The organism is Streptomyces acidicola, from assembly GCF_009377235.1.
Taxonomy (GTDB): Bacteria; Actinomycetota; Actinomycetes; order Streptomycetales; family Streptomycetaceae; genus Streptomyces; species Streptomyces acidicola.
The window spans coordinates 18,063-44,099 of sequence record NZ_VMNX01000006.1 but is presented as its reverse complement, the minus strand read 5'-3'; the positions used below and the strand labels follow the sequence as shown (position 1 = coordinate 44,099).

Below are 26,037 nucleotides of genomic sequence, written 5' to 3'. Positions count from 1 at the left end.
GCCTGAACACTGTTCAGGCCGCGCCCGGCGGCGCCGGGGACCTGGTACTCCGAGATGGCCATGCCGTAAACGGCCTGCGCGAACGGGTGGCGCAGCGGTGAGCAGCATAAGCGCGGCTACGACACCGCCAGCACGACAGGAGGACCGAACCGGACTGCTCATCGGTGTGCTCGTGGTGGCAGCGTTCGTGATGTTCCTCAACGAGACAGTTTTCAGCGTGGCGTTGCCCTCGCTCACCCGAGACCTGCGCCTGACCACGGCAACCGTGCAGTGGGTGATCAGTGGGTATCTCGTGGCGATGGCGATCGTGCTGCCCGTCACCGGATACCTGCTTGACCGGTTCTCCGTGCGGCGTATCTTCATCGGCTCATTGACCGTCTTCAGCACGGGAGCGCTGATCGGCGCGCTCGCCCCGGGATTCGGTCTGCTCCTGACCGCACGGATCGTGCAGGCGGGGGGAACCGCGACGATGGTGCCCCTTTTGATGACGTCGGTGATGCGATACGTGCCCGCGCACCGCCGTGGCGCGACCATGGGCGCCACGTCGATCGTCGTCGCCGTCGCACCCGCCCTGGGCCCCGCACTCGGCGGCGCGGTGATAGACAATCTCGGCTGGCGCTGGATCTTCTGGATCACGCTCCCTCTCGCGCTGGCTGCCCTCGCGGTGGGAGCCGCCGTCGTGCGGGCGCCCTCCCCACTGCGCGTCGTATCGCTGGATCTGTCCAGCCTCGCCCTGTCCGTGATCGGGTTCGGTGGGATCCTCTACGGTCTGTCCGCCCTGGGAGAACGACGCACAGCCATACCGTTCGGCGTATGGGGGCCGACGGCAGCCGGAGCAGGCGCACTGCTGCTCTTCGTGGTGCGGCAACGGAGCCTGCAACGCGCCGATCGTGCCCTGCTCGACCTTCGCCCGTTGGCACTCCGTCGATTCTCGGTGGCTCTGGTGCTCGCGGCGTTGATGTTCCTGACACTCATCGTGGCGGGTTCCGTGCTGCTCCCGCTCTACCTCCAGACAGTGCTGGGCCGCACCAGCTTCGCCGCCGGGCTGGCACTGCTGCCTGGCGGACTGATGCTCGGCATCCTCGGCCGCCCCGCCGGAGCGCTCTATGACCGCGTCGGCGCTCGCTCCGTAGTGGTTCCCGGGGCGATCACGATCGCCACAGCCCTGGCCGTGTTCACAACCTTCGGCAGCGGCACCGGTTTGGCCGCAGCCATCGGCGTCCACGTGCTGTTCATGACCGGGGTCGCCTTCCTCATGACGCCGCTGATCACCGAAGCGCTGTCCGCGCTGCCGGAGCACCTCTACAGCCATGGCAGCGCCATTCTCAACACCCTGCAACAAGTCGCAGCCGGATTCGGCACTGCCGCATCCGTCACGATCGCCACCCTCGCCTCAGCCGGTACTGCTCCGGACTCAACCGGACTGGCAGTCGCCTTCACGTGTACCGCCGGCGTCGGCCTGGTACTGGCCGGGCTGGCACCCCTCACCCGAACACACAAGGCACACATGGCACACAGGACGGAGAGGGCAAAACCCTGAGGACGGGACCGCACTGGCCGCGGAGGCCTGCCCCACACGGGGCCGTGGCGGACCCGCTCGGCCGGCATGGCCCGCCCGGCCTCGCGTTTCGTCGACTCCAACGGCCGGCGGGACCACTTGCAGAACCACGCCTCCGACACGCCGAGTGCCGACTTAAGGTGAGTCATGACCGTAACCCGTTTGTCTCCTGACGGCATCGACGAGGCCACCCGTCTCATCGACCCCGCCTTCCTCCACACTCCCCAGTTCTCGGACCCCTCGCTCTCCCGCGCACTCGGCCGGGACACCGTGGTCAAGGTGGAGTCACTGAACCCGCTCCGGTCCTTCAAGGGCCGCGGAGTGGACCTCTTTCTGCGGCAAGCGGCGGTCGCGCGGCATGTCGTCTGCGCCTCGGCCGGCAACTTCGGTCAGGCCATGGCGTATGTCGGGCGGGCCCGCGGTATACCGGTGACAGTGTTCGCCGCCCATGACGCCAACCCCAACAAGGTGGCTCGAATGCGGGAACTGGGCGCCGAAGTCGTGCTGTCGGGCGCCGACTTCGACGCCGCCAAGGACGCGGCCCGGGCGTACGCCGGCACCCGCCCGGAGTGCGTCTTCGTCGAGGACGGCGACGAGCCGCTCATCGCGGAGGGAGCCGGCACCATCGCCGTGGAACTGGCCCCGCTCGAGCTCGACGCGATCGTGGTCCCGGTCGGCAACGGCGCACTCATCAGCGGCATCGGTTGCTGGACGAAGGCCCGCTCACCTCGTACCCGGATCATCGGGGTGTGCGCGGCGGGCGCCCCCGCCATGGCGACGAGTTGGCGCACCGGCGTGCCCGAGGCCACGGGCCCGGTGGGCACCATGGCGGACGGCATCGCCGTACGGGTACCGGTGCCCGCGGCGGTGGCCTGGATGCGCGAGGTCGTCGACGAGGTCCTCCTCGTCGAGGAGGAGGACATCCGACGGGCGCTGCGGTTGGTGCGGGACACTCTGGGCCTGATCCTGGAACCCTCGGGCGCGGTTGGCATCGCCGCAGCACTGCGTCACGACCTCGGTGTCGCTTCCCTGGCCACGATCCTCACCGGTGGCAATTTCTCCCCCGGCCTCCTGCGAGAGCTCGCCCCCGACCCGGCACGCACGGACCACACGGCTTCCCCGGAGGGGGCGGCCCACTAGGTCCTGTCGTCACACTCCCGTCGTCCGCCCGAAGCGTCTGCCGCGCCGCCCTGGCCGACCCTGCGCGGCAGTCGCACGCTGAGGGCGATCGTCAGGGCCACGCCCGCGAGTTGGGCCAGGAGTGTCCGGACCAGGGCGTCGCGCATGCCCATGTCCGGGACCAGGGACAGGAACAGAAAGAGGAACAGGAACAGGGTGCCCCGGGTGGCCACGCCCGGGGCGAGGACCGACTGCCCTCCCCCAGCGCGGCCTGACCTGCCGACTCGCCCGTGAACGTCAACGACCACGAGACGTCGGCTGCTCCGGCGACGCCGGTCTGTCACCGCCGCCGGAGTACATGTTGCGGTATGCCGAAGGGGGCAGTCCGCAGTGCTGGGTGAAGTGTGTGCGGAAGTTGGCTGCCGTGCCGAGACCGCTGAGACGGGCGATCGTGTCAATTGTCGCGTCGCTGCGTTCGAGCAGCTGCTTGGCGTGGTCGATCCGTGCCAGTTGGAGCCATTTCATCGGGGGGAGCCCGGTCTCGGCGATGAAGCGGCGGATGAAGGTGCGCTCGGACAGGTGCGCGTGGTCGGCGAGGTCGCGGAGCAGGAGAGGTTCGGCCAGGTGCTTCAACGCCCAGGTGCGGGTGTCGGCAAGGGACGTACCGACGGCGTCGGGGAGATGATGCTCGATGAACTGCGCCTGTCCGCCGTCGCGGTGGGGTGCGGCCACCGTGTTGCGCGCGGCCTGGTTGGCGGTGGCCGCTCCGAAGTCCTTGCGGACCAGGTGCAGGCAGAGGTCGATTCCGGCGGAGGTGCCGGCGGCGGTGAGCACGGTCCCCTCGTCGACGAAGAGCACGTCGCGGTCGACGGTGATGTCCGGGTGCTCCCGGGCGAGGCGCTCCGTCTGGATCCAGTGGGTCGTCGCCCTTCGTCCCGTGAGGAGGCCGGACTGGGCGAGCGCGAAGGCGCCCACACAGAGTGAGACCACCCGCTTGGACCGCTCGTGGCAGGTGCGCAGCGCCTCGGCGACGTCCTCCGGGATGCCGCGTTCGAACGCGTAGGCGGGGACAATGACGGTGTCCGCTGTCGCCAACTCCGTCAGCGAACCGGCCGAGGAGAGTCGCAGTCCGCTGTCCGTGGTGACACCTGCTTCGGTCGGTGTCACCACGGACACCGAGTAGAGGTCACCCAGGGACTGAAGGATCGTGAGCGGCATACCGAGTTCGAAGGAGAGCACCCCGTCGAGAGCGAGGATCGAGACGCGATGACCTGTCATGTCAAGAATCTATCGCTGAATGGCAGTCCTGCCAGTCGTCGAACCATGCCAGGGTCAGCCACTGTGGCTGCATGACCATCAGTAACGCATCAGGGCTGTCCCTTCCGGACCTCGCCTCCTCTCCCCTCCGCCAAGCCGTCGTCGAGCATGTCCTTGAGCTCGAAGCCCCCTCCATCGCGCATCACAGCCTCCGTAGCTATTTCTTCGCTCTCAAGGTTGCCGACTTCCGCCGACTGCGCCGGGACGTCGATTACGACGACGACGCGCTGTTCTTCGCGGCGGTGCTGCATGACCTCGGGCTGTCGGACCAGGGCGAGGCCCGGCCGGACCGTTTCGAGGTCGCCGGCGCCGACATGGCCGTGGAACTCCTGGCCCGCCATGGGGTTCCGTCCGAGGTGAGGGACGTCGTCTGGGACGCGATCGCGCTCCACACCAGCCCTGGCATCACACAACGCCGCGGTATCGTCTGCGACCTCGCGAGCGCCGGCACCGGGGTCGACTTCGGATACGAGTCCGACTTCCTCTCCGACGAGGAGGCCGCTGTGATCAATGAAGCGTTCCCCCGGCTGGACATCAACACGGCCATCGGCCAGTTGATCATCGAACAGGCGGAGCGCAACCGCCCCGTCAAGGCGCCGCATCTGTCGACCGCGGACTACTTCTACCGTTCCGTTCACGGGTTCGACCTGAGTTTCGTGTCCCGGTGGGGCGCGGTCTGAGGTTGCGTGATCGGCAGGGCATCTCCCGGCTCGAAAGAACTCATCGGCCGGGGGATTCCCCCTGCGGCGGATACCGAGCGACCGCCGGTCGGCATTATCGCCACCGGTTGACCCGGTGGCGCCATTCGCAGACTTCTCCGTACTGAGTTGTCCGAGACCTGACCGCGTTTCGAGGTCGACGGCGCTGACGCCGCACGTCGGCTCTTGACGGAACAGCGCATGGCGGATGACCGAGCGACGGTCCGGCCTGGGCGGCCTGGCGGCACGTTGTGGGGCATCCTCGCCACGGCCGGGTACGCCCCTACGGGGGCCGACCCCGTGTCGTCCCCCTCGTCTCGGTGGCGGGTGGACACCTGGGCGCCTTGACGGTGGGCATGGCGGCCGGCGTCCATCCCTCCGTCCGCGCATCCCTGCTGACTCCGGCCGAAGCCCTGGCAGCCACCTGATCATTGACGCTTTCGCGCTGGCAGCCGACGAGTTTGCCCAGGTGCCGGGGCGGAATGAGCGACGGAATCCCGTTGGAGCAGGTACTCGGCCAAGGCTGCCACTCACGGAACTCGGCGTCGGCGCAGAGCACGACGCTCTTGAGCTGGTTGACGGCCTGTTGATGGCCTGGGGCCTGCACTTGATCGCAGGCCCCTTGACCAGTGTGAACAGTCGCAGCGTCTCCACCGGGCCATCGATCGTCTTCGCCGTGGCGGTGGCCCGACGCAAGGACCATTCGGTCACCCCAGTCCTCAGCACTCCTGCAGAGCGCCAAGTGTGTCCTCTACGAGATGGTGTGGCGGACGTGGTGGCTCAGCTCCACGGCGAGACGGGGACTCGTGGTGCCCGGTGACGTGCCAGGCACGGCCACATGTCAGCGGGCCAGGGCTGCCATCAGTCTCCGTCCGTCGGCGGCGCGAGGCGTCGGCTGAGTGTGCGGACGGCCTCGGCCAGGCGGGGGTCGGTCGCACGGCGCGGTGGCGAGAGCGGCAGGCCGTCAGGGCCGACGACGAGTCCCGGCCGGCCGGCGAGGGCGGGGTCGGTCGCGGCGGCGACCGACGAGCGGGCGGCCTGCGCCGGTGTCCCGGACGTGGTGCGCTGGAAGGCCTTGTGGACCAGCGGCCAGAAGGGCCGCAGCCAGGGGGCGACAACTCGGGACGAGGACATGGTCCCGGTGGTCATGGTGGTGACCGCGCCGCCGGGATCGGCGGCGAACACGGAGATGCCGTCGCCCTTCAGGCGCTGCGCCAGGTCCAGGGTGTAGGCGAGGTTGGCGAGCTTTGCGCGGCCGTACGCGTGGAGGCCGTAGTACCCGCCTTGCTGCTCGGCGGTGTCGATGCGGCCAGTGGGGATGCGGACCGAGCCCGAGGTGACGTTCACGACGCGGCTGGGAGCGCCGGCGCGCAGGGCGGGGAGCAGCAACTCCGTCAGCAGGTAGGGGCTGAGATGATTGAGGGCGAAGCTCGCCTCGATGCCGTCGGGCGTCACGCGCCGGTCGTCGAACATCGCTCCGACATTGTTGACCAGCACGCTCAGGGCACCGTCCGCCGTCACACGGTCGGCAAGATCCCGTACCTCCGACAGGGATGCGAGATCAGCGGTGACGAACCGGGCCTCCGTGGCGGTGCCGACGGCGTTGATGCGCTCGACGGCGCTGCCGCCCCGCACCGCATCGCGGCCGACCACGGTCACCCCGTATCCGGCCGCGGCGAGGCCCACCGCGGTCTCCAGACCGATTCCGCCAGTTCCCGCTGTGACGAGCGCGCGCCGGTTCATTGTTCCTCTTTCTCCCTGTCACTACGACGGGGCACACTCCGGGATGCAACAAGCTGTGTCCGATGACCTTCTGTGGCACGTCGGGGCCCTCGTACGATCGGCCCACGGGAGCGGTGACAGCAACGTGATCGTCGAGAGGGCCGGAGCCCCAGTGCCCGCACCGAGGCAGCGCACGTTGATGGCGCGCCACATCGGTGGTCGTCGATGTGGTGGACACCGTTGAGCGCCACCTGGTGCGCCGACACCCGGGGCGCGTGGTTCGGTGCAGGCGACGTGGCCCTGGCCGTGTGGGTATGTGCCGACATGGTTCTCCCCTGACGAGTTACAGTCTGCATGAAACTTGGTTACAGTCAAACTTCAACTTCGGAAAAGAGAAACAAGGTGGCCAGTGGTAAGCCGGTGCCGCTGGCGGTGCCTCCTTGGCGGGCCGCGATTCGATCCTGGTCGTCGACGACCCACTGGAGCCGTACCGCGCGACGCTGGAGCACAACGCGCCGATGCTGCGCGCCGGAAGGCGGCCGACATGGGCCGTGACGGCGTCCGGCAGGCCTGAGAAGTGAACCCAACGCCCTGGAGGCAACCTCCTCCACGTGGGACCGTTTTCTCACCGAGCACTCGGGGCACCGCATGCTGTCGACCGGCTACCGGCTCGCCACCGACGACCCGTTCCCTACTGGGGTGGACGACGCGCTGTCCGCGTTCAACAACGCTGTCACACGCGGGCCGAGGAGTTCGGCATCGTTCCGCACAGGATCGTGGTCGGCGGCAACAGTGCGGGGGCCATGCTCGCCGCCGTGACCGCCCGCCGCGCTACGGAGAGCGAGAACGGCCCGGTCCCGGCGGGGCAGCGGCCGCCAACCTTGCCGGTATCGACCACCATGCGGCCGCTTGAAGAAGTTCACGGAGGCGGATGCCTCTCGCCGGCGATGAGGGGCCCACCGGCGGTGCGCCAGTCGACGAGGCCGCGGCTCATGTTGACCGCGTCGAAGCCATTCTCCACCAGCAGGTTCGCTGCACCGGCGGAGCGGATACCGCCGGTGCAGAAGGTGATGAGCAGGCGGTCGTCGGGCAGTTCCAGGCAGCGTTCGGGCAGCACTTCGAGCGGCATGTGCACGGCACCCGGGATGTGCACACGGTTCCACTCGAACGCGCGGCGGACGTCCACGACGAGCGCGCCGTCCGCGACAAGGCGGACCGCCTCGGCGGCGGTGACGGCCGGTGGCCGTCGGAAGTAGTGCCGGAGACTCATGCGCCCCGTGCCTCCCGTCGTACGCGGTCACCGCGAGTGGCCCGCTCAGCACAGGATTGGAGAGCATGCCCGCCATGACACGGATGGGCCGCGGCTTCCGCCCGGCACGCTGAGAGTACGCACCGGACGCCGCTTCTTCTCCGACAGAAATCCATCAGAAGGACCCTGGTGCGGCGAACAGGAAGGCGGCACCAGTGGGCCGGGGTGAGACGGTCACGGCACCTCACTCGGTCACGAATATTTCAGTCTGACTGTAACTCACGCGTGGGGTGCACTCCACTCCCGCCAGCAGGCTGCGACGCAATCACACCTTCCGTGTTTCAGTCTGGCTTGAAACGGTGCGACGAACCGCCCCTGCCCGGACAGACCGAGGGCCGAACTTGTGCGTCGACGCGGGCGGTGGCACGGGCTCGGTCCCAGCCTCGTGGCGTTCGCTTCCGTACGGAGGCTGGTGAGGCGGCACGATCGGAAGCTGCGTCGGCCACCCGCGAGTTGACCGCTGTGGAGCTGCAGAGACGCGCCGCATTGTCAGACCTCTCCGACAGAGGGGCTCGGCGCCCGCCTGCCGGAGCGCCGATCTCGACCTGTCGCGGCGCACTGGCACGACTTGCTTCGCCTTGCCGGGCCGCTGAAGTACGGGCACACGGGCTGTCGCGGGAGGCGATGAGCCTGATGATGGTGCCGTCCGGGCCTCCTGGGGCGGTCGCTCTCCGGGGCGACCGAGGCCCACCAGCCGCACCCTCCGCCCGTCAGGGTCCCCTTCGACCTCGGTCCCTCACCCCGCTCCATCAGCGGCATGGGTCTGCGTTGGGATCGGCGGCGGAGGCAACAGCACCACCTCGACCTGTCCCCGGCAGCTCACCTGGCCGGCATCGTGTGAGCGGTGCCGGGGGCTGATATCCGTGTGACCTGGCTGACGAGCAGTGGGCGTTGGTAGAGCCGTTGCTGCCGCCGGCGAGGGTGGGGCCGAAGGGGGCACCGGGAGAAGCAAGCACCCGCCAAGGCAGATCGTGGACGCGATCTTCTACGTTGTGCGGACCGGGTGCGCCTGGCGGCAGCTGCCTAAGGACTTCGCTCCGCGTCCGACGGTGTATTGGCACTTCACCTGGTGGCACGACAATGGGACCGTCGAGCGGATCCATGGCACCCTTCGCAGCCGGCTCCGTGAGGCCGACGGCCGCAGTTCCGAATCCTCCGCCGGCCTCCCGGCAAGGCCCCAAGACGCTTGTCCAGGCGCTATGACGCGTCAGAACGCCAGTACTGTGCCAGCGTGAACCGTGACGACTCCGATGCAGGCAGCGCCTGGGACGGCGCTCGGGTCCGTGCCCGTGTCGCCGCCATGGCCCAAGAGGACCCCGAACATCAGCGCTTCGGGTCCTCACACCATGGATATCGGCTTCGGCCTCCCCTGGCGGAGGAGACGATCCGGTCGTTCGAGCAGCGGCACGGCGTCAAGCTCCCCGACTCCTACCGAAGCTTCCTCAAGGATGTCGCTGACGGAGGAGCAGGACCGGCCTATGGACTCCTGGGCCTCACAGAGGAAGTAGACGGCGAAGAGGCTCTGCACGACCTTCGAGAGGAGAGCCGACGCACGGACTTCCTGGCAACGCCGTTTCCGCACACCAGGGCGTGGTCCGGGCCGGGGAGGAACGGCAACGCCAGCTACTCGGTGAAGGGGAGTTTGGTGATTGGGGAGTGCGGCTGCGGCACGTTCTCCCGTCTGGTCATCACAGGCAGGAACGTGGGCCATGTGTGGTTCGACGATCCTGGCTGGGGCGGACTGACTCCAGGACCCGACTTCCGAGACTGGTACTCGGCATGGCTGGCTGCAGCCTGAGCCCTGCCCATCCGCACTACGGCACCAGGCCCGACCCCGCACGAAATTTGTGCAGTAGCCTCATGCTCCCCGAGACTAACGGCCGGGTCGGACAGCACGGGCAGCTACTCCGGTAACGCCCCCTTTTGTGGTGGCTCCGGCCGACGGCTCGTCACCCGTCCCCGTACGCCTCTCCCCCGAGCTCGAACCGCGCCGTGCCCGCGGTCGCGTCGGCGAGCCAGGCGCGGAAGGATTCGACGTCGGCGTCCGGCAGGCCGATCTCGATCGTGACGGCCTCCCCGTACCGCACGTCGCGCACCTCGCGCCCGGTGGACCGCAGGTCGTTCTGCACCTTGCCGGCGCGCTGGTGGTCCACGGTCACGGTCGCCAGGCGGAAACGTCTGCGGGTGATGGTCCCGAGGGTGTCCAGGGACTCGCCCACCGCGCCCCCGTACGCCCTGATGAGCCCGCCCGCGCCCAGTTTGACCCCGCCGTAGTAGCGGGTGACGACGGCGACGACGTACCGCATGTCCCGCCGCAGCAGCATCTGGAGCATGGGGACGCCCGCGGTGCCGCCCGGTTCCCCGTCGTCGTTGGCCTTCTGGACGGCCGCGTCGGCGCCGATGACGTACGCGTAGCAGTTGTGCGTGGCGTCGGCGTGCTCCTTGCGGACGCGTGCGACGAAGTCCTGGGCCTCCCGCTCGGTGGCGGCCGGGGCGAGCGCGCACAGGAAGCGGGAGCGGTTGACCTCGGTCTCGTGCACGCCCACGCGGGCGACGGTGCGGTACTCGTCCTGCATCGGGCCAGCCTAATCCGTAGTTGAGGGCGTCCCGACGGAGCAGATGCGCCAGGCGGGACGTTCGAGTACGGGACTGCGACGCCTCGGGCCAGCCGGGTCTACTGAGACTGACGAAACCGTGGCCTTCCCGGCTCTGTCCGACACCGCCGAATCAGTTTTCACGTGATCACAGCCGGCGGAGTCGCCCTCATTCAGGGACGACCAGTCCCCGCTCACGCAGTTGTGGCAAACAGATCTCAAGGCAGGACTCCACCGAAGCGGCATCGGTACGCACGAGCAAGCCCTCGTGGAAGGGGAGACCGTTCGCGACAAACGTCCACGGCTTCACTCCGTCACGCATGCGTTCTGCATCCGCCTTGAACAGCACCGTGACGCCCTGCTCAGCCAGCGCCTCCATGACACGCACCACGTCGACCAACGTTCCACCCCACCTGTTCGATCGGCGGGTCACGCTACAGGGGTCCGCCAGTTTGAGTTGACGGCATAGCAACGTGAGGTGTCTATGCGCACCACCGGGGCGTCTTCCCCGGGCTCCTCCCAGGGTGCTTCCCAGGGCTCTGCCCAGGGCTGCTCCTAGGAGTGCTTCTTGCCCCTCGGCACGGTCATCGTGGTCAGCAGCGCCGTGCCGGGGGCGAGGTCCTTCCAGGAGTGGCCGTGCCAGTCGAGGACCGCGATCGCGGAGGTGGGGAACTTCGTGCGGACGGCGTCCAGCGCGTCGTCGACGTCGTCCCCGGCCAGTTCCAGGACGAGTTCCTCCAGGCCCGGGTTGTGCCCGACGAGCAGCAGTGTCGTCACCTCGTCGGGGGCCGCGCGCACGGCCGCCAGCAGCTCCGGCACATCGGCCGCGTACAGCCGCCGCTCGTGTCGTACAGGCGGTGCAGTGCCCCACTGGGCGGCGGCGAGCTCCCAGGTCCGGCGGGCGCGCTCGGCGGTGGAGCAGAGGGCCAGGTCGGGCAGGCGGCCGGTCGTGGCGAGGGCGCGTCCGGCGGCGGGGGCGTCGCGCAGGCCACGGGGGGCGAGCGGGCGGTCGTGGTCGGGGACGCCCGCGGGCCAGGCGGACTTGGCGTGCCGCAGGACGACGAGTCTGCGCGGCGTGCCCGCCGCGGTGCGCGGGGGTGCGCCGGTCGTGTCGGTCATGGCGCGGCTCCGATGTCGCGGGTGAGGTCGAGGCCGAGGAGGCGGTCGGCGTAGGCGTACGTCTCGAAGCGGGCGCCGTCGGGCAGGTCCTCGGCGCGCTCGACGCGGCGAAGGACATCGAGCACTGCGGGCACGTCCAGATCGTTCTCCCAGGCGGTGCGAAGGTCGTGTCGTACGGGCTCGGGGACGGGCCGGGAGGGGCGGTTGGCCCAGGTGGCGACGGCCTTGCGCCAGCGTGCGAGGGTGGCGCGGGCCTCGTCGGCGGTCGCGCCCGGGTCGGCGGGTTCGGTGCGGGGAACGGCCAGCAAGGCGAACCGCAGGACGGAGTCGTCCGCCGTGCCCGCTGCCGGGGCGACCCGGATGTGGATGCCGCCCTCCGGTGCGGGGGTGTCCGGTCCGGCCACGTGCAGGGTGCGGCCGGTGACCGGGGCGGCGCTCCCGGCCGGTCGGATACCGAGGGCCTCGGCGCGTCTCCGGAGGTCAGGGGGCGGGTCGGCGATGGTGAGGGCGGGGATGCGGTCCAGTTCCAGGGCCCGTGCGAGCACGTCGGCGACGAGTAGTACGCGCAGCGCCGAGGTGCCGGCCCCGGTCACGTGCGCCTGGACGCGGGTGAGGGTCCGGCGGACCTCGGTGGGTGCGCCGGTGCGGGCGTCGGTGATACGCAGCACGGGGTGAGCGTAGGACGGAACGGCCCTCGGCGCAGGATCGCGGCAGGCGCGGACCCGGTAAGGTGGTCCGGGCATCTTGCCGGGTCTTCCGGGTTTTTGGCCGGGTCTTCCCGGTGTCTGTCCGGGACTTCCGCACACGGCCCGGTCTCCGTGGCACCCGTTCGGGTCTGCCACGTCACCCGGTCAGCGAAGGGTCCCCAGGTACCGCACGTGCGGCCGGTCCCCCGGGCAGGTGACGGCCGCCCTCACCCCGTGCACCTCGGCGATCAGTTCCTCGGTGAGCACGTCGCGCGGTGTGCCCCGGGCCATGACACGCCCTTCGCGGAGCACGAGCAACGCGTCGCAGTACTGGGCCGCGAGATTGAGGTCGTGCAAGGCGATCACACTGGTGACCGGGAGGCCGGTGACGAGGTTCAGCAGCTCCAGTTGGTGCTGGATGTCGAGGTGGTTGGTCGGCTCGTCCAGGAGGAGTTCCCGTGGCTGCTGAGCGAGGGCGCGGGCGATCTGCACGCGCTGGCGCTCGCCGCCCGACAGGGCCCGCACCCCCGAGCGAGCCGAGCAGCCAGAACAGCACCCCGCGTGTGGTCTCGGCGGCGGCCGCGGTCAGCACGACGAACGAGGTCAGCGCGGAGAAGAGGGGCATCGACGCCACCCCCGAGAGCACCACCCGGTCGGTGGTGCCGTCGAGCGTGTGACTGAGCAGCAGCACCAGCGCGAACGACAGCAGCGCGCCCAGGAAGGCACCCGCCGACAGCGACAGGGCCCCGCCGCCGACCCCCAGCACGAACACGGCGACCGCTCCGGTTGACGCCCCGGACGACACCCCGAGCACGAACGGGTCGGCGAGCGGGTTGCGCAGCAGGGACTGCATGACCACCCCGCAGACCGCGAGCCCGGCCCCGCACACGGCGGCCAGCAGGGTGCGCGGCAGCCGCAGCTGCCACACGATCCCGTCCCTGACGGGGCTCAGTCCGGTGCTCCCCCAGCCAAGGTGCGCGGCGACGACCGACCACACGTCACCGACGCGGATGTCGGCCGGCCCGATGGTGATCGCCACGGCGAGGGACCCGCAGAGCAGAGCGACCCCGGTCACTCCGAGGACCAGCCCGCGCGTTGTCACCCGGCGAGCCCGAACTCGCGCAGTCCGGCCGCCGCTTGCTCCACACCCTCCACCGTGCGGATGGTCGGGTTCATGGCCTGCCCGCTGAGCAGTACATACCTTTTGTTCGTCACGGCCGTCATGTTCCTGGTGACCGGGTTGGACTCCAGGAACGCGATCTTCCGCTCGGCGGACTCGGCGGACTCCGAGTCGCGCGTCAGGTCGCCGATGACGAGCACGTCGGGATCGCGGTCGGCGACGGTCTCCCAGTTGATCTGGGGCCATTCCTCATGCGTGTCGTCGAAGACGTTCTTCGCACCCAGGGCCCGGGTGATGATGCCGGGTGCGCCGCAGCAGCCCACCATGCAGGAGGACTCGGAGTTCGCGGCGCTGCACGCCGCGCTCAGTCGTACGACCACGGAGGCCGCCAGCAGGTCTTCGGACTCGGGATCACCCGGACGGAACGCCTTCCCGGACCGCGACACGGTCCAGTGGCCGATGCCCCGCCCGTCCCCCTCACCGCTGCGCGTCAGCTCCGGATTCGCACCGGATTCCCTGACCCACGCACGTGGGTTCGACTGGCGTCGGCAGGCCATCACGCCGTCGGCACACCGGACTGACGGGCGGTGCCGAAATCTCCCGGCAACAAGCTATTGACATGACATTCGGACAGAGGTCATCGTACTCGCACACTAGAGCGCGCTACTAGAGCGCAGCAGCCACACCCTCCCCGCAACCGTCCAGCACCCCGACAGCATCCGCTTCTCCACCCGCCCCAACGTCGTCACCACCCCCAGTCCCCTTTCGAAGGACGTACACCATGGCAACGACGCCATCCCCCCTCCGCACCGTCGGGGGCAACCTGTGTCTCGGCTCCGCCCCCGACTCCTGGGGCGTCTGGTTCCCCGAGGACGAGCACCAGGTCCCGTACACCCGCTTCCTCGACGAGCTGGCCGAGGCCGGCTACAAGTGGCTCGAACTCGGCCCGTACGGCTACCTCCCCACCGACCCGCGGCGGCTGAGGGAGGAGCTGGACGCCCGTGGGCTGAAGGTCTCCGGCGGGACCGCGTTCGGCGCGCTGCACCGCCCGGAGGCGTGGGACGAGATGCTCGCCCATGTCCGGCAGGTGGCCGCCCTGACCGCCGCCGCGGGCGCCCACCACCTCGTCCTCATCCCGCCGATGTACCGGGACGAGAAGACCGGCGCGTTCACCGAGCCGCCGGAGCTGACCGCCGCGCAGTGGGCGGGCTTCGGACGGGCCGCCGACCGGCTCGGCACCCTGCTCCTCGACGAGTACGACGTACGGCTCGTCATCCACCCGCACGCCGACAGCCACATCCAGACGCAGCCGGAGATCGAGCGGCTGCTGAACGAGTCCGACTCCCGCTACACGAACCTCTGCCTGGACACCGGGCACGTCGCCTACGGCGGCGGCGACAATCTCGACCTGATCCGCCGTTTCGGCGAGCGCGTCGGCTACGTCCACATCAAGCAGATGGACCCCGAGATCCTCGCCCAGGTCGCCGCCGAGAACCTCTCGTTCGGCGAGGCCGTCAAACGCGGGGTGTGCGTGACGCCTCCGGCGGGCGTGCCCAAGCCCGCCGATGTGGTGGCCGAACTCGCCGGGCTGGACGCCGAGTTGTTCGTGATCGTCGAGCAGGACCTGTACCCGTGCGCCCCCGAGGTGCCGTTGCCCATCGCCGTCCGCACGCGTGAGCACCTGGCCGGCTGCGGCCTGACCGGTACCCGGCGCCCCGCCGTGGACAAGTAGGAGGTGGCCATGGACGTCAGCAAGGACACGCCCCAGGCCGCCGCTCCCGCCACCACCGGCGCCGCCGTCCCGGACGACGCCCCTCCCGCGGTCTCCCGGCGGCTGCGGCTCATCACCCTGGTCGCCACCTTCGGCGGACTCCTGTTCGGCTACGACACGGGCGTCATCAACGGCGCCCTGCCGTACATGACCGACGACCTCGGTCTGACCCCGGTCACCGAGGGCATGGTCACCAGCTCGCTCCTCCTCGGTGCCGCGCTGGGCGCGGTGACCGGCGGGCGGCTGTCGGACGCACGCGGACGGCGCAGGACCATCCTCGTCCTCGCCGTGCTGTTCTTCGTCGGCGCGCTCGGCTGCACCCTCGCCCCGACCACGGCGGTGATGGTCGTGGCCCGGTTCGTGCTCGGCCTCGCGGTGGGTGGCGCGTCGGTGACCGTGCCGGTCTACCTCGCGGAGGTCTCGCCCGCCGAGCGGCGTGGCGCGCTGGTCACCCGCAACGAACTCATGATTGTCACCGGGCAGTTGCTCGCCTTCACCTCCAACGCGATCATCGCGCGGGTGGGCGGCGAGTCCGGCGGGGTCTGGCGCTGGATGCTGGTGGTGGCCACGCTGCCGGCGGTCGTGCTGTGGTTCGGCATGCTGGTGATGCCGGAGAGCCCGCGCTGGCTGGCCTCCCAGGGCCGTTTCGGCGACGCCCTTGAGGTCCTCAGGCAGGTTCGCTCGCGACAGCGGGCCGAGGCCGAGCTGAGCGAGGCGTCCGCGCTCGCCGTGAAGGACGAGCAGCAGAAGCTCGGCGGCTGGCAGGACATCAGGAGCACGCCGTGGGTGCGCAAGCTGATGTTCGTCGGGTTCGGCATCGCCGTCGTGCAGCAGATCACGGGCGTCAACACGATCATGTACTACGGCACGCAGATCCTCACCGACGCCGGTTTCGCCGCCGACAGCGCGCTCACCGCGAACATCGCAAACGGCGTGATCTCGGTGCTGGCCACCTTCGTCGGCATCTGGCTGCTGGGCCGGGTCAAGCGCCGCCCCATGCTGATGACCGGCCAGGCGGGCACGACGGTGGCCCTGTTGCTGATCGGTGTCTTCTCCCTGGTGCTGCCCTCCGGTGACGGCCGGGCGTACGCGGTGCTGGCGATGACGGTCACCTTCCTCGCCTTCCAGCAGGGTGCGATCTCGCCGGTGACCTGGCTGATGCTGTCGGAGATCTTCCCGATGCGGATGCGCGGCTTCGGGATGGGCGTCGCGGCCGTGGTGCTGTGGCTGACCAACTTCGTGATCGGCCTGGTCTTCCCCTCCCTGATCTCCGGGATCGGGATCTCCAGCACCTTCTTCCTGTTCGTGGTGGCGGGAGTCCTCTCGCTCGCCTTCGTGAAGCTCTACGTCCCCGAGACCAAGGGCCGCACGCTCGAAAGCCTCGAAGCGGAACTCAAGGCCCGCTTTTCCTGACCTCCTCCCCTGTGGGCCGGGAGCACATGGGCTCCGGCCCCCAGCGGCAGCGTTCGAAAGGAACGGCCTTGACCTCCTCCTCCACCGTGAACGATGGGGATTCCTTCCCTCGCGGGTCGGGCTTTCTGCTTCGCAGCCCGCTGCCGCCTGGAGTTACCAGCGAAGGGACGGTTCGCCGCCCACGGTCTTACGCAGGCTCCGCAGACCTGACTTCCCGCCGGCCCGGCGGTAGACCCGACGGCTTTGTTATCGCTACCGAGCACGACACATCGCAGCGCAACGCGGGCGCTCCGCATCCGGCGAGTCCGTTTCTTCCCGGCCTGCAGACCGGAGTTTCCACACAAGGAGTTTTCATGACCGTACGTGTAGGTGTCATCGGCACCGGAATGATCGGCCAGGACCACATACGACGCCTCACCGACGTCGTCACCGGGGCCGCCGTCACCGCCGTGACCGACCTCGACGCCGCCCGCGCCGCCGAAGTCGCCGCCCGCGTCGGCGCCACCGCGCTGCCCACCGGCGCCGACCTGATCAACTCCCCCGAGGTGGACGCCGTCCTCGTCACCTCCTGGGGTCCCACCCACGCCGAGCACGTCCTGAACGCCATCGCGGCCGGGAAGCCCGTGTTCTGCGAGAAGCCCCTCGCGACGACCGCCGAGGACTGTCTGCGCGTCGTCGAGGCCGAGCAGTCCCACGGCCGCCGTCTCGTCCAGGTCGGCTTCATGCGTCGCTTCGACGCCGGCTATCGCCAGATGAAGGAGGTCGTCGCCTCCGGCTCCCTCGGCGCGCCGCTGATCGTGCACTGTGCGCACCGCAACCCGACCGTGCCCGACGCGTACCACTCCGCGATGGCCGCCCAGGACACGGCCGTGCACGAGATCGACGTACTGCGCTGGCTGCTCGACGACGAGATCGTCTCCGCCCAGGTGATCACCCCACGCGCCACGAGCAAGCGGTTCGCGCATCTGAAGGACCCGCAGATCATGCTCTTCGAGACCGCGGGCGGCGTCCGTATCGACCTGGAGGTCTTCGTCAACTGCCAGTACGGCTACGACATCCAGTGCGAGGCCGTCGGCGAGGAGGGCCTGGTCCGGCTGCCCGACCCGGCCGCCGTCGCCGTCCGCACCGCCGGGCGGCACAGCACCGCGGTCCTTCAGGACTGGAAGGCCCGCTTCGCCGAGGCCTTCGACACCGAGTTCCGTGAGTGGGTGGGCGCCGTCGCGGCCGGTGCCGAACCCACCGGCCCGTCCGCCTGGGACGGCTACGCCGCCACGGTCATCACGGACGCCGCCGTCCGTTCCCTCCAGACCGACGGCACCGTTGTCACCGTCGGCATGAAGCCCCGACCCGCGTTCTACGGAGGCACCGCGTGAAGATCGCCCTCGACCCCTACATGTTCCGCGCTCTGCCGCTCGACGACATGGTGCGCACGGTCGCCGAACTCGGCTACGAGTACATCGAGCTGTCCCCGCGCGAGGACTTCATGCCGTTCTTCCTGCACCCGCGGGCCGACGACGAACGCATCGCCACACTCAAGAAGTCCCTGCGGGCCCACGGCGTCCAGCTGTCCTCCGTGCTGCCGCTGTACAAGTGGTCCTCGCCCGACGAGACCGAGCGGCAGGCCGCCGTCCGCTACTGGAAGCGGATGATCGAGATCACCGCGGACCTCGGATGCACGCTGATGAACTCGGAGTTCAACGGCCGCCCCGAGCACGCCGCCGAGAGCGAGGCCGCCTTCTGGCGCTCCCTGGAGGAGCTGCTGCCCCTCCTCGAGCGGGAGGGCATCGCCCTGAACCTGGAGGCCCACCCGGACGACTTCTGCGAGGAGAACACCCCCGCGGTCGACCTCGTCCGCGCGATCAACAAACCCTGGGTGAACTACCTCTACTGCGCCCCGCACACCTTCCACCTCTCGGGCCCCGCGCAGGCAGGAGCGGACATCGCGTCGATGATGCGCTACGCCGGCGACAAGCTGAGGCACGTGCACATCGCGGACTCCTTCAACCACAAGGGATCCTCGGGCCTGCGCTACATCCTCAACCCGCCCGGCACCCCGGCCCGCATCCACCAGCACCTGGACGTCGGCCAGGGCGAGGTCGACTGGGACGTCTTCTTCACCACCCTGCGCGAGATGGACTTCGACGGGGTCGCCACGGCGTGCGTCTTCGCCTGGGAGGAACGCGCCCGCGAATCCTCCGCGTTCATGCTCGACCGCATCACCAGGGAGCTCGCCGCCTGAGTCCGGCCGGGGCGTGTCCGGTCCCCTCCAAACTCCGTGCACAGAGCCCTGCCGGGCGCCGACAGCCGCCCGGCAGGGTACGCGGCGCGAGGGAATCACCGCCCGCCGCCTGCTGTTGTCTGCCAGAGCAGGCACCGAAAGAAGCCCAAGGGAGGCCGACCGTGTACGGCGACTCAGCAACGATCCGCAAGATCCTGACCGAGCTCGGCGACACGTGGGCGATCGTCGGCCTCTCGTCGAACCAGCACCGCGCGGCATACCGTGTCGCCGAGGTCCTCCAGCGCTTCGGCAAGCGCGTCGTCCCCGTCCATCCGAAGGCCGAGACCGTCCACGGAGAGACGGGGTACCCGTCCCTCGACGCGATCCCCTTCGAAGTCGACGTGGTCGACGTCTTCGTCAACAGCGAGCTCGCCGGACCGGTCGCCGACGAGGCCGCCGCCATCGGCGCCAAGGCCGTCTGGTTCCAGCTGGGCGTCGTCGACGAGCAGGCGTACGAGCGCACCCGCGCGGCCGGCCTGGACATGGTCATGGACCGTTGCCCGGCGATTGAACTAAATTCACTACGTTAGCGAGGCTCAGCGAGCGGTTCCAACCCGCCTGCAGAGCTTTGATCGACTGCACGGCATACCGAGACGCCATGCACAACTGGAACACTCCCAACCGCTGCGCGAGCTCGCGCGCCAGCTCTTCGGTCCTGACCTCGACATTCCAACCCGTCGACATGGCTGGCCGACCGTCCACGACATAGGCCGATTTGAAGGCACCGACCGGCCCAAAATCCCGGGGTGCCGTCGAACCGATTCGCCGCTGCTCCGTCGGCGCGTCGCTGGGCGCCGACGGAGGGTTGGCAGGCTCGCGAGGCTCAGCCGACGGCGTGGTGGGCTCCCAACCCGGCCGCGACGAGGTCATTCACGTTCTCAGGTACTTGTCGGTCATGGTGGTGTTGACCTGGGGCATGGTGTGGATGGTCATGCCGGTGGGTGTCCGGCAGCTGCCCGGCGACATCGTGCTGGACGGGGAACTGGTGGTGCGGGAGAACGGGCGCCTGGCCTTCGAGCGCCTCCAGCAGCGCGCCCACCGTACGGCCGCGTCCGCGGCCCGGGCCGCGCAGCAGTGGCCCGCCCACTTCGTAGCCTTCGACCTACTGCACCAGGGAGACGATGACCTGACCTCCCGTCCGTGCAGACCCGCCGAGAGGCGCTGGAACGGCTCTTCGCGGATCAGGATCTTAGCCGCCGTGGACGCTGCGTCCGTCGATGACCGACCCGCGGCAGGCCGCCGACTGGCTCCAGTGGCCGGCGGCCGGTACGGAGGGGCTGGCCTTCAAGCGGCTGGACCAGCGCTACGTCCCGAACGGACGGGGATGGCTCAAGTACCGGATACGGCACACCGCCGAGGCCGTCGTCGGTGCGGTGTCCGGTACGACGGGCGCGCCCGTCACCGCCCTGCTCGGGCGCTTCGACTCCGGTGGCTGCCTCCACTACGCCGGCCGCACCACCGTGCTCCCCGCCACCGTACGGCGCGCCCTCGCCGCCGCTCTCCGGCGCGCGGGAACCGGCCACCCCTGGGCCAGGCGGACCTTCAGCGTGTCCTGGGGGTCGCGCGAGCGTCTGACGGTGCAGCTGGTCGAACCGGACGCTGTCGCAGAGGTAGCCGTGGACATCTCCCGGTGCCCCTCCGCCCGATGACGCCACCCGGTCCGGCTGCTACGAGTAGGTACCGACATGGAACCCGCGACGTCCCCCTGTTCGGCCAGCCTCAGTGAGTGCCCGTTTCCCAGCCGTATCCGGTGCAGATGCTGACGTGACAGCAAATGGCAAGCATCTCAAACTGACCACGTGAGCCCCGGTCTCAGCCTCCGTCTCCAGCGGTCCGGGCAGCTTCCCGTACCGCTGAGGACAGTCAGCGGCGTACCGAGACGACGGCGACCTGCACACGCAGCTTGGCCGCGCTTTCACTCAGAGCTCGTGTGGTGCAGGAGCCGAAATGTTGGAGTGCTGGCGGCCGAGTCCGGCGACCTCGACCTCGATGACGTCACCCGGTCGCAGGGCCACAGCCGGAGACCTGAAGTCACCGCAGCCTGCCGGTGTCCCGCTGAGGATGACATCCCCCGGTGCCAAGGTGAAGAACGACGAGCAGTAGGAGACGAGTTCGGCGATGCTGAAGATCATCGAGGCTGTGGACCCGTTCTGCATCAGCTGACCGTTGACCCACGTCCGGATCGCGACCTGTTGCGGGTCCGGCACCTCGTCCTTTGTGAGAATCCAGGGCCCAAGAGGGCAGAAGGTGTCGAGTCCTTTGCCGCGCACCCACTGGCCGTCCTGCTCCTGCAGATCGCGGGCGGAGAGGTCATTGGCCGCGACGTAACCGGCGACGTAGGACATCGCCTCGTTGACGGGCACGGACTTGGCGGGACGGCCTATGACGACGCCAAGTTCCGCTTCCCAGTCTGCTCGGGCGGTCAGTGCCAGGTCCACCACGATGTCGTCACGGGGACCGCATGCAGAGGACGAGAGTTTCGGAAAGAGGTAGGGGGCCGTCGGGGTCTTCCACCCCATCTCGGCCACGGTGTCGGCGTAGTTGAGGCCGATGCCGTGGATCGTCGGGGGCCGGTACGGCAGCAGGTACTCCAGCTGCTCTTCGGCGACCTGGTCGCCGGGCCCGGCGTCGGCCCCGGTGACAACGTCGAGGGCGGGCACCCGGCTGGTGCGCCACCCCTGGCCGCTGTCGACGACTGTTGTGACGACCCCGTCGACGCGGGCGGTGGCAATCCTCATCGCACATCCTCCTGGCCGGCTGGGGAGGGGACGACGAGTCGCCCGTCGACCCGGCGCGGAATGGACGTGTACGCGTCGTGCAGCTCGTGGGGTAGCACCTCCACCGGGGCCGACTGCCAGGTCACCGGGCGCAGGAAGCGCCTGATCGCAGTGGTGCCGACCGACGTGTGCTGGCTGTTGGTCGCCGGCCACGGGCCACCGTGGTGCTGGGCCCATGAGACCGACACGCCGGTGGGGAACCCGTTGAACAGCAGCCGCCCGGCTTTGGGCAGCAGCGCACGGACGATGGCGCGAATGTCTTCGCTCGGCTCGGAGTGGATCGTGGCGGTGAGGGAACCCGGCAGGCTGACAATGATGCCGGCAAGGTCCGCTTCGGCATACCGGACGATGACGGTGGTGGGGCCGAAGCACTCACCAACCTGTGACCCGACCAGGTCACGCGCTTCCACGGCCAGCAGCCGCGGCGCTACGGCGAAGCCACTGCCGGACGGCCTTTCTCCCTCGGCCACCACGCGGAAGCCGGGGATGCGCCGCAGTTCCGCGCTGGTCTCCTCGTATCCGTCGCGGATGCCCTCGTTGAGGAGGGTAGCCGCGGGCCGGTCGGCGATGAGGTTGCCGGCCGTGTTGACCAGGGCGTCACCGGCGGGACCCTGGGGTACCAGCACGAGCCCCGGCTTGGTGCACAGCTGGCCGCCTGAGCCGGTGAGCGACAGGACGAGGTCTTCGGCGATCGTTGTTCCCCGCGCCGCGGCTGCCGCCTGCGTGACAACGACCGGGTTGAGGCTGGCGAGCTCACCGAAGAAAGGGATCGGCGTCTGGCGCTGCTCGATCAGCCGCATCAGTGCCCGACCACCGTCCAACGACCCCGTGAACCCCACGGCGCTGATGGCGGGGTGCTGCACCAGCCGCGCGCCGGCCTCGCGGCCGTGCACGAGCCCGATCGTCCCGGCGGGCGCCCCGGCGTCGTACGCCGCTGCGCTCAGGATGCCGTGCATCATCACCGACAGGGCCGGGTGGGAATCGTGGGCCTTGACCACGACCGGGCAGCCCGCCGCCAGGGCGGACATGGTGTCGCCGCCGGGCACGGAGAAGGCGAGTGGGAAGTTGCTGGCGCCGAACACCGCGACCGGTCCTGTCGGGACCAGCATCCGGCGCAGGTCGGGCCTTGGACCCATGGGTGTGTCACCGGCGTGGTCGATCGTGACCTCGAGGTGGCCGCCTTCGTCGACGACGTCGGCGAACAGGCGGGCCTGGTACACGGTGCGGGTGAGTTCGCCTTCGAGGCGGGCGCGGGGCAGCCCGGTCTCACGGACGCCCAGCGACACAATGTCCGCGCGCCGGGCTGCCATGGCGTCCGCCATGGTTCGCAAGAGCTCCCCGGGGAAGGCGCGATCACGCTCTGCGAGCTGCACGAACGCCGCCGCGGCAGAGCGGCACACCTCCTCGAGCTCCTCGTACGATGTGGCGGTGGCGACTTCCTCGACTTCGGTTCCGGTGGCGGGGTTGATACTGACGATGGTCTCGGCAGTCATGCTGCTCCTGGGGCGTTGGCAGAGGCGCGACGCTTCAGCGGGCGGGCGCGTCCGGGTGGGGGCGGTCGACCGGCGGGACGAGCTGGTAGCCCTCCGCCTCGTAGTCGAAACCTTCGAGCGTGACCTCGTCGCGGCCGTCGGAAGCGGCGGCGTAGAAGGCCCTGATCTCGGTGATCAGTCCGGTCTCGGGGTCGAAGCGGTACCACTCGTCACCGCGCAGGTATCCACCGATCGCGGTCTTCCAGTGGGTCCACTCGATGACCGCCTGCAGTGACTCGGGTTCGGCGATCAGACGCTCGATATTCCAGGCCGAACCGATGCGCATGACGAGCGCGCGCCAGTTCTCCGCGATGGTGCGGGCACCCCGCCACGGGCCGTCGAGTCCGGGCGGGAAGTAATGGACGGCCTCGGGGTGGAATGTCGCGGCCATGCCCTCGACGTCCGCGTCGTTGCAGCCCTGGAAGTAGGTCCGGATGGTGGCCTCCATCCGGGTGCGCTGCTCGTCGCGCGGGAGGTCGGCGAAGCGGGTCATCGCGCGGCCTCCGCCCCGGTTGCAGCGGCGGACGTCTGGAGGACTACAGAGGTGCCGTCCACGGGGTGCGCCGACCGCCAGGCCTGATAGGAGGCTATGGTCTCCTCGCTGGGCGGATAGGTGCCCCACAGTGGCTCCCCCGCCTTGACCCTGTCGTGGAGGTAGGACTCGAGCCGTTCCTGCTCGGCCGCAGGACCGGCAATCTCGGCCGCCAGGGCGCGGGGCACGACGATGACGCCGTCGCGGTCACCGACGAGGATGTCACCCGGGTAGACCGCGACTCCCGCGCAGCCGATCGGGACGTCGAGGTCCGCAACGTGGAAGGAGGCCGGTCGCGTCGTGGCGGTGATCGCCCGCGAGTAGGTCGGGAAGCCCAACTCGGCGAGCGCGGCCCCGTCGCGGAAGGCGCCGTCGGTCACGAAGGCCGCGGCGCCCCGCTTCATCGCCCGGGTCACGAGCATGTCACCCGCCGAGGCCGCGGTGACGTCGCTGCGCGAGTCCACGACCAGGACATCGCCGGAGCCGAGCCGTTCGACCGCTTCCCACTGGAGGACGTTGCCTGTGCGGTAGGGGTCGTCCATCGGATCCACGTCCTCGCGGGCAGGGACGAAGCGCATGGTGCGCGCCTGTCCTACGAAGCCGTCGAAGTGCGTGCCCACAGGGGTGAGGCCGACGAGGAACGGTTGACGGATCCCTCGCCGGTAGAGCTGGGTCGCCAGCGTCGCGGTGCTGGCGCGGCCCAGATCAGCCAGCACGTCCGGGGGAACAGGGGGAAGATCCAGCGCTGTCACGGTCCACCTTCCTCAGGGACTGGGATGAACGATCCCAACCCTAGACGACATCCCATTCAGCGAACAACCATCCCATTAATCGGGCCCCACTCCTTGACTTGCCCCAAGACGGCCGCCTAGCGTCCCCACGTCGGTATACCAATGAGCGATAAATCGTCCCGATGAATGGGATGCCCATCGTCTGCCGACAGGTATCCGAGGCGCAGCGTTGCGAGAGGATCGAGACATATGTCCGCCGCCATTGCAGACGAACACCCGGCAGTCGCTACCGCCAGCCGGAAGATCTACCGGCGCATCATCGTGCTGTTCGCGCTGATGATGATGCTCAACCAGATCGACCGCTCGAACATCGGCTTCGTCCAGGAGGACCTGGATGCCCACTTCGGCATCGGGGCAGCCGCATACGGCCTCGGCGCCGGCCTGTTCTTCGTGGGCTACTTCCTGTTCGAGGTGCCCAGCAACGCACTGATGCAGAAGGTGGGGGCGAAGCTGTGGATCACCCGCATCTGCGTCACCTGGGGCGCCGTCTCGGCTGCGATGATCTTCGTCCGCGGTGAGACCAGCTTCTACATACTCCGCTTCCTGCTCGGAGTGGCCGAGGCCGGGTTCGTTCCAGCGGTGCTGTTCTACATCGCCTCCTGGCTCCCCAACCGCTACCAGGGCAGGGCCACCGGCACCTGGGCGGTGGGCGCCCTCTTCGCCTACTCCGCCGGCAGTCTGGTCTCAGGACCGCTGCTCTCGTTGCACGGCTTCCTCGGCCTTGACGGCTGGCAGTGGCTGTTCCTCATCGAGGGCCTGGTCACCGTCGGACTCGGCATCGTCGGCTATTTCCTGCTCGACTCCAGGATCAGTGAGGCGAAATGGCTCACCGAGGAGGAGCGCACACAGCTCAGCCTGCAGATCGCCGCGGAACGGACCTCCGACGCCGAGCAGGGCTCGACCATGCAGACCATCAAGAAACTGCTGCGCAGTCCGGTGATCCATCTCTTCATGTGGATCTACTTCGCCGTGCAGATGTCCATCTACTCCACAACGTTCTGGCTGCCGAGCGTGGTGCGCGACATCGGGGTCAGCAGTGACAACATGGTCGGGCTGTTCTCCGCCCTTCCTTGGCTCTGCACCATCCCGTACCTGTACTTCGTCTCCAGGCGCGGCGACCGTCACCCCGAGCAGCGCTCCACCTTGATGACCACGTCGTTCGTGCTGGCCGCGGCCGGAACCCTGGCGGCGGCCCTCACGGGCTCGTGGCTGGGCCTGGTGTTCATCATCCTGGCCACCCTCGGATTCAAGACCGTCGCACCGGTCTTCTGGCCGCTGCTGCGCGAGCGCACCGACCCCCTGACCGCGGCGACCGCGATCGCCCTGGTCAACTCCGTCGCCAACCTCGGTGGCTTCGTCGCACCGTACGGCTTCGGCCTGGTCAAGGATTCGACCGGCAGCACCAGTCTGGCGATGCTCGGACTCGGAGTGATCATCGCGATCGCGGCCGGGGCCACACTCCTGGTACGCCGCATCCCCCGCCGACCGGTGGCCGACCAATCGGCCATCGACCGGACCGACCTCGACCAAGTCGGTCTCCAGACACCGCAGGCCATGACGAGTGCCGGTCTCGACGGGCCCACCTCTGATCCGCGCTGAAGCGCAAGGCGCCATTTCCCCGTACAACGAAGAAAGGACACCCGTCCGTGAGCACTACTTTCCTCAACCGGACCAGCGCCACAGTCACCAGCAAGACCAACG

The 26,037-nt window shown here is 69.2% G+C and carries 25 protein-coding genes, 5 pseudogenes and 1 riboswitch; of the genes and pseudogenes, 15 read left to right on the top strand and 15 right to left on the bottom strand.

Going from position 1 to position 26,037, the window contains the following annotated elements:
- Positions 1-97 precede the first annotated feature (97 nt).
- The gene (locus FPZ41_RS04005) at positions 98-1,540 is read left to right on the top strand and encodes a DHA2 family efflux MFS transporter permease subunit (RefSeq protein WP_322619801.1); all 1,443 of its coding nucleotides are present in this window, start codon (positions 98-100) and stop codon (positions 1,538-1,540) included.
- Positions 1,541-1,705: 165 nt separating this feature from the next.
- A complete protein-coding gene (locus FPZ41_RS04000; protein WP_152859140.1) occupies positions 1,706-2,698 on the top strand; it encodes a threonine ammonia-lyase in 993 nt (330 codons plus the stop codon).
- Here FPZ41_RS04000 and FPZ41_RS03995 read toward each other — a convergent pair.
- Both FPZ41_RS03995 and FPZ41_RS03990 read right to left on the bottom strand, forming a co-directional pair.
- Entirely contained in the window at positions 2,695-2,910 is a 216-nt protein-coding gene (locus FPZ41_RS03995) for a hypothetical protein (RefSeq protein WP_407698746.1), read from the bottom strand. The genes FPZ41_RS04000 and FPZ41_RS03995 overlap by 4 nt on opposite strands.
- A gap of 64 nt (positions 2,911-2,974) precedes the next feature.
- The gene (locus tag FPZ41_RS03990; RefSeq protein WP_152859139.1) at positions 2,975-3,955 is read right to left on the bottom strand and encodes a GlxA family transcriptional regulator; all 981 of its coding nucleotides are present in this window, start codon (positions 3,953-3,955) and stop codon (positions 2,975-2,977) included.
- Between the two features lie 71 nt (positions 3,956-4,026).
- On the opposite strand from FPZ41_RS03990, the gene FPZ41_RS03985 reads away from it, so the two are divergent.
- The gene (locus tag FPZ41_RS03985; protein WP_152859138.1) at positions 4,027-4,674 is read left to right on the top strand and encodes an HD domain-containing protein; all 648 of its coding nucleotides are present in this window, start codon (positions 4,027-4,029) and stop codon (positions 4,672-4,674) included.
- Between the two features lie 879 nt (positions 4,675-5,553).
- Here the strand turns inward: FPZ41_RS03985 and FPZ41_RS03975 are convergent.
- Entirely contained in the window at positions 5,554-6,435 is an 882-nt protein-coding gene (locus tag FPZ41_RS03975; RefSeq protein WP_152859137.1) for an SDR family NAD(P)-dependent oxidoreductase, read from the bottom strand.
- 419 nt (positions 6,436-6,854) lie between these two features.
- Between FPZ41_RS03975 and FPZ41_RS47890 the strand changes: the two genes are divergently transcribed.
- Positions 6,855-6,995 (top strand): hypothetical protein, encoded by a 141-nt coding sequence (locus FPZ41_RS47890; RefSeq protein ID WP_228022435.1) that lies wholly within the window; start codon positions 6,855-6,857, stop codon positions 6,993-6,995.
- A 30-nt stretch (positions 6,996-7,025) separates the two neighbouring features.
- Positions 7,026-7,271, top strand: a pseudogene (locus FPZ41_RS50160) (alpha/beta hydrolase fold domain-containing protein); the annotation flags it as partial.
- 62 nt (positions 7,272-7,333) lie between these two features.
- On the opposite strand, the gene FPZ41_RS03965 reads toward FPZ41_RS50160, so the two are convergent.
- Positions 7,334-7,684, bottom strand: a complete 351-nt coding sequence (locus tag FPZ41_RS03965; protein WP_152859136.1) for a rhodanese-like domain-containing protein — start codon at positions 7,682-7,684, stop codon at positions 7,334-7,336.
- A gap of 923 nt (positions 7,685-8,607) precedes the next feature.
- On the opposite strand from FPZ41_RS03965, the gene FPZ41_RS50155 reads away from it, so the two are divergent.
- Complete coding sequence (locus FPZ41_RS50155; protein WP_152859135.1) at positions 8,608-8,958, top strand: transposase; 351 nt, start codon at positions 8,608-8,610, stop codon at positions 8,956-8,958.
- Positions 8,955-9,521 (top strand): SMI1/KNR4 family protein, encoded by a 567-nt coding sequence (locus FPZ41_RS03955; protein ID WP_322619800.1) that lies wholly within the window; start codon positions 8,955-8,957, stop codon positions 9,519-9,521. The genes FPZ41_RS50155 and FPZ41_RS03955 overlap by 4 nt, the downstream gene beginning before the upstream one ends.
- A gap of 151 nt (positions 9,522-9,672) precedes the next feature.
- Here FPZ41_RS03955 and FPZ41_RS03950 read toward each other — a convergent pair whose 3' ends face one another.
- The 7 genes and pseudogenes from FPZ41_RS03950 to FPZ41_RS03920 form a co-directional block, all read right to left on the bottom strand.
- Positions 9,673-10,299 (bottom strand): YigZ family protein, encoded by a 627-nt coding sequence (locus FPZ41_RS03950; protein ID WP_152859134.1) that lies wholly within the window; start codon positions 10,297-10,299, stop codon positions 9,673-9,675.
- Positions 10,300-10,486: 187 nt separating this feature from the next.
- Entirely contained in the window at positions 10,487-10,708 is a 222-nt protein-coding gene (locus tag FPZ41_RS03945) for a hypothetical protein (RefSeq protein WP_322619812.1), read from the bottom strand.
- A 164-nt stretch (positions 10,709-10,872) separates the two neighbouring features.
- Entirely contained in the window at positions 10,873-11,436 is a 564-nt protein-coding gene (locus FPZ41_RS03940) for a SixA phosphatase family protein (RefSeq protein WP_152859133.1), read from the bottom strand.
- Entirely contained in the window at positions 11,433-12,104 is a 672-nt protein-coding gene (locus tag FPZ41_RS03935) for a hypothetical protein (RefSeq protein WP_322619799.1), read from the bottom strand. The genes FPZ41_RS03940 and FPZ41_RS03935 overlap by 4 nt, the downstream gene beginning before the upstream one ends.
- A 183-nt stretch (positions 12,105-12,287) precedes the next feature.
- Positions 12,288-12,641, bottom strand: a pseudogene (locus FPZ41_RS03930) (ABC transporter ATP-binding protein); the annotation flags it as partial.
- A pseudogene (locus FPZ41_RS03925) lies at positions 12,640-13,224 on the bottom strand (iron chelate uptake ABC transporter family permease subunit); the annotation flags it as partial. The pseudogenes FPZ41_RS03925 and FPZ41_RS03930, both read right to left, overlap by 2 nt.
- A pseudogene (locus tag FPZ41_RS03920) lies at positions 13,221-13,589 on the bottom strand (ABC transporter substrate-binding protein); the annotation flags it as partial. The pseudogenes FPZ41_RS03925 and FPZ41_RS03920, both read right to left, overlap by 4 nt.
- 26 nt (positions 13,590-13,615) lie before the next feature.
- A riboswitch (cobalamin riboswitch) is annotated at positions 13,616-13,801 on the bottom strand.
- A 222-nt stretch (positions 13,802-14,023) separates the two neighbouring features.
- On the opposite strand from FPZ41_RS03920, the gene FPZ41_RS03915 reads away from it, so the two are divergent.
- The 7 genes and pseudogenes from FPZ41_RS03915 (at position 14,024) to FPZ41_RS47880 (ending at position 20,353) form a co-directional block, all read left to right on the top strand.
- The gene (locus FPZ41_RS03915) at positions 14,024-14,974 is read left to right on the top strand and encodes a TIM barrel protein (protein WP_152859131.1); all 951 of its coding nucleotides are present in this window, start codon (positions 14,024-14,026) and stop codon (positions 14,972-14,974) included.
- 9 nt (positions 14,975-14,983) lie between these two features.
- Positions 14,984-16,426 carry a sugar porter family MFS transporter gene (locus tag FPZ41_RS03910; RefSeq protein ID WP_152859130.1) on the top strand — a complete coding sequence of 481 codons (1,443 nt, stop codon included), beginning with the start codon at positions 14,984-14,986 and terminating at the stop codon, positions 16,424-16,426.
- A gap of 353 nt (positions 16,427-16,779) precedes the next feature.
- On the top strand, positions 16,780-17,799 hold the full coding sequence (locus FPZ41_RS03905) for a Gfo/Idh/MocA family oxidoreductase (protein ID WP_152859128.1): 1,020 nt from the start codon (positions 16,780-16,782) through the stop codon (positions 17,797-17,799).
- Entirely contained in the window at positions 17,796-18,665 is an 870-nt protein-coding gene (locus FPZ41_RS03900; protein ID WP_322619798.1) for a sugar phosphate isomerase/epimerase family protein, read from the top strand. Before FPZ41_RS03905 ends, FPZ41_RS03900 begins: the two co-directional genes overlap by 4 nt.
- A 161-nt stretch (positions 18,666-18,826) precedes the next feature.
- A complete protein-coding gene (locus FPZ41_RS03895) occupies positions 18,827-19,234 on the top strand; it encodes a CoA-binding protein (protein WP_322619797.1) in 408 nt (135 codons plus the stop codon).
- Between the two features lie 365 nt (positions 19,235-19,599).
- Positions 19,600-19,839, top strand: a pseudogene (locus FPZ41_RS50150) (ATP-dependent DNA ligase); the annotation flags it as partial.
- Between the two features lie 82 nt (positions 19,840-19,921).
- Complete coding sequence (locus FPZ41_RS47880) at positions 19,922-20,353, top strand: hypothetical protein (RefSeq protein ID WP_228022449.1); 432 nt, start codon at positions 19,922-19,924, stop codon at positions 20,351-20,353.
- Positions 20,354-20,623: 270 nt separating this feature from the next.
- Here FPZ41_RS47880 and FPZ41_RS03885 read toward each other — a convergent pair whose 3' ends face one another.
- From FPZ41_RS03885 to FPZ41_RS03870, 4 genes are read right to left on the bottom strand one after another with little or no spacing between them, the layout of a single operon-like run.
- Positions 20,624-21,442: a fumarylacetoacetate hydrolase family protein gene (locus tag FPZ41_RS03885; protein WP_152859126.1), complete on the bottom strand. Its 819-nt coding sequence runs from the start codon at positions 21,440-21,442 to the stop codon at positions 20,624-20,626.
- Positions 21,439-22,974, bottom strand: a complete 1,536-nt coding sequence (locus tag FPZ41_RS03880; protein ID WP_152859124.1) for an aldehyde dehydrogenase (NADP(+)) — start codon at positions 22,972-22,974, stop codon at positions 21,439-21,441. Before FPZ41_RS03880 ends, FPZ41_RS03885 begins: the two co-directional genes overlap by 4 nt.
- Positions 22,975-23,008: 34 nt before the next feature.
- Positions 23,009-23,506 (bottom strand): nuclear transport factor 2 family protein, encoded by a 498-nt coding sequence (locus FPZ41_RS03875; RefSeq protein WP_152859123.1) that lies wholly within the window; start codon positions 23,504-23,506, stop codon positions 23,009-23,011.
- A complete protein-coding gene (locus FPZ41_RS03870; RefSeq protein ID WP_322619796.1) occupies positions 23,503-24,297 on the bottom strand; it encodes an RraA family protein in 795 nt (264 codons plus the stop codon). Before FPZ41_RS03870 ends, FPZ41_RS03875 begins: the two co-directional genes overlap by 4 nt.
- Positions 24,298-24,525: 228 nt before the next feature.
- Between FPZ41_RS03870 and FPZ41_RS03865 the strand changes: the two genes are divergently transcribed.
- Positions 24,526-25,935: an MFS transporter gene (locus FPZ41_RS03865; RefSeq protein ID WP_194235976.1), complete on the top strand. Its 1,410-nt coding sequence runs from the start codon at positions 24,526-24,528 to the stop codon at positions 25,933-25,935.
- Positions 25,936-26,037: the final 102 nt, after the last annotated feature.

Excerpts from the sequence above, each read along its gene's own strand:
- FPZ41_RS04000 (WP_152859140.1), top strand. The coding sequence starts at position 1,706 with ATGACCGTAACCCGTTTGTCTCCTGACGGCATCGACGAGGCCACCCGT.
- FPZ41_RS03990 (WP_152859139.1), bottom strand. The coding sequence starts at position 3,955 with ATGACAGGTCATCGCGTCTCGATCCTCGCTCTCGACGGGGTGCTCTCC.
- FPZ41_RS03985 (WP_152859138.1), top strand. The coding sequence starts at position 4,027 with ATGACCATCAGTAACGCATCAGGGCTGTCCCTTCCGGACCTCGCCTCC.
- FPZ41_RS03975 (WP_152859137.1), bottom strand. The coding sequence starts at position 6,435 with ATGAACCGGCGCGCGCTCGTCACAGCGGGAACTGGCGGAATCGGTCTG.
- FPZ41_RS03965 (WP_152859136.1), bottom strand. The coding sequence starts at position 7,684 with ATGAGTCTCCGGCACTACTTCCGACGGCCACCGGCCGTCACCGCCGCC.
- FPZ41_RS03950 (WP_152859134.1), bottom strand. The coding sequence starts at position 10,299 with ATGCAGGACGAGTACCGCACCGTCGCCCGCGTGGGCGTGCACGAGACC.
- FPZ41_RS03940 (WP_152859133.1), bottom strand. The coding sequence starts at position 11,436 with ATGACCGACACGACCGGCGCACCCCCGCGCACCGCGGCGGGCACGCCG.
- FPZ41_RS03915 (WP_152859131.1), top strand. The coding sequence starts at position 14,024 with ATGGCAACGACGCCATCCCCCCTCCGCACCGTCGGGGGCAACCTGTGT.
- FPZ41_RS03910 (WP_152859130.1), top strand. The coding sequence starts at position 14,984 with ATGGACGTCAGCAAGGACACGCCCCAGGCCGCCGCTCCCGCCACCACC.
- FPZ41_RS03905 (WP_152859128.1), top strand. The coding sequence starts at position 16,780 with ATGACCGTACGTGTAGGTGTCATCGGCACCGGAATGATCGGCCAGGAC.
- FPZ41_RS47880 (WP_228022449.1), top strand. The coding sequence starts at position 19,922 with ATGACCGACCCGCGGCAGGCCGCCGACTGGCTCCAGTGGCCGGCGGCC.
- FPZ41_RS03885 (WP_152859126.1), bottom strand. The coding sequence starts at position 21,442 with ATGAGGATTGCCACCGCCCGCGTCGACGGGGTCGTCACAACAGTCGTC.
- FPZ41_RS03880 (WP_152859124.1), bottom strand. The coding sequence starts at position 22,974 with ATGACTGCCGAGACCATCGTCAGTATCAACCCCGCCACCGGAACCGAA.
- FPZ41_RS03875 (WP_152859123.1), bottom strand. The coding sequence starts at position 23,506 with ATGACCCGCTTCGCCGACCTCCCGCGCGACGAGCAGCGCACCCGGATG.
- FPZ41_RS03865 (WP_194235976.1), top strand. The coding sequence starts at position 24,526 with ATGTCCGCCGCCATTGCAGACGAACACCCGGCAGTCGCTACCGCCAGC.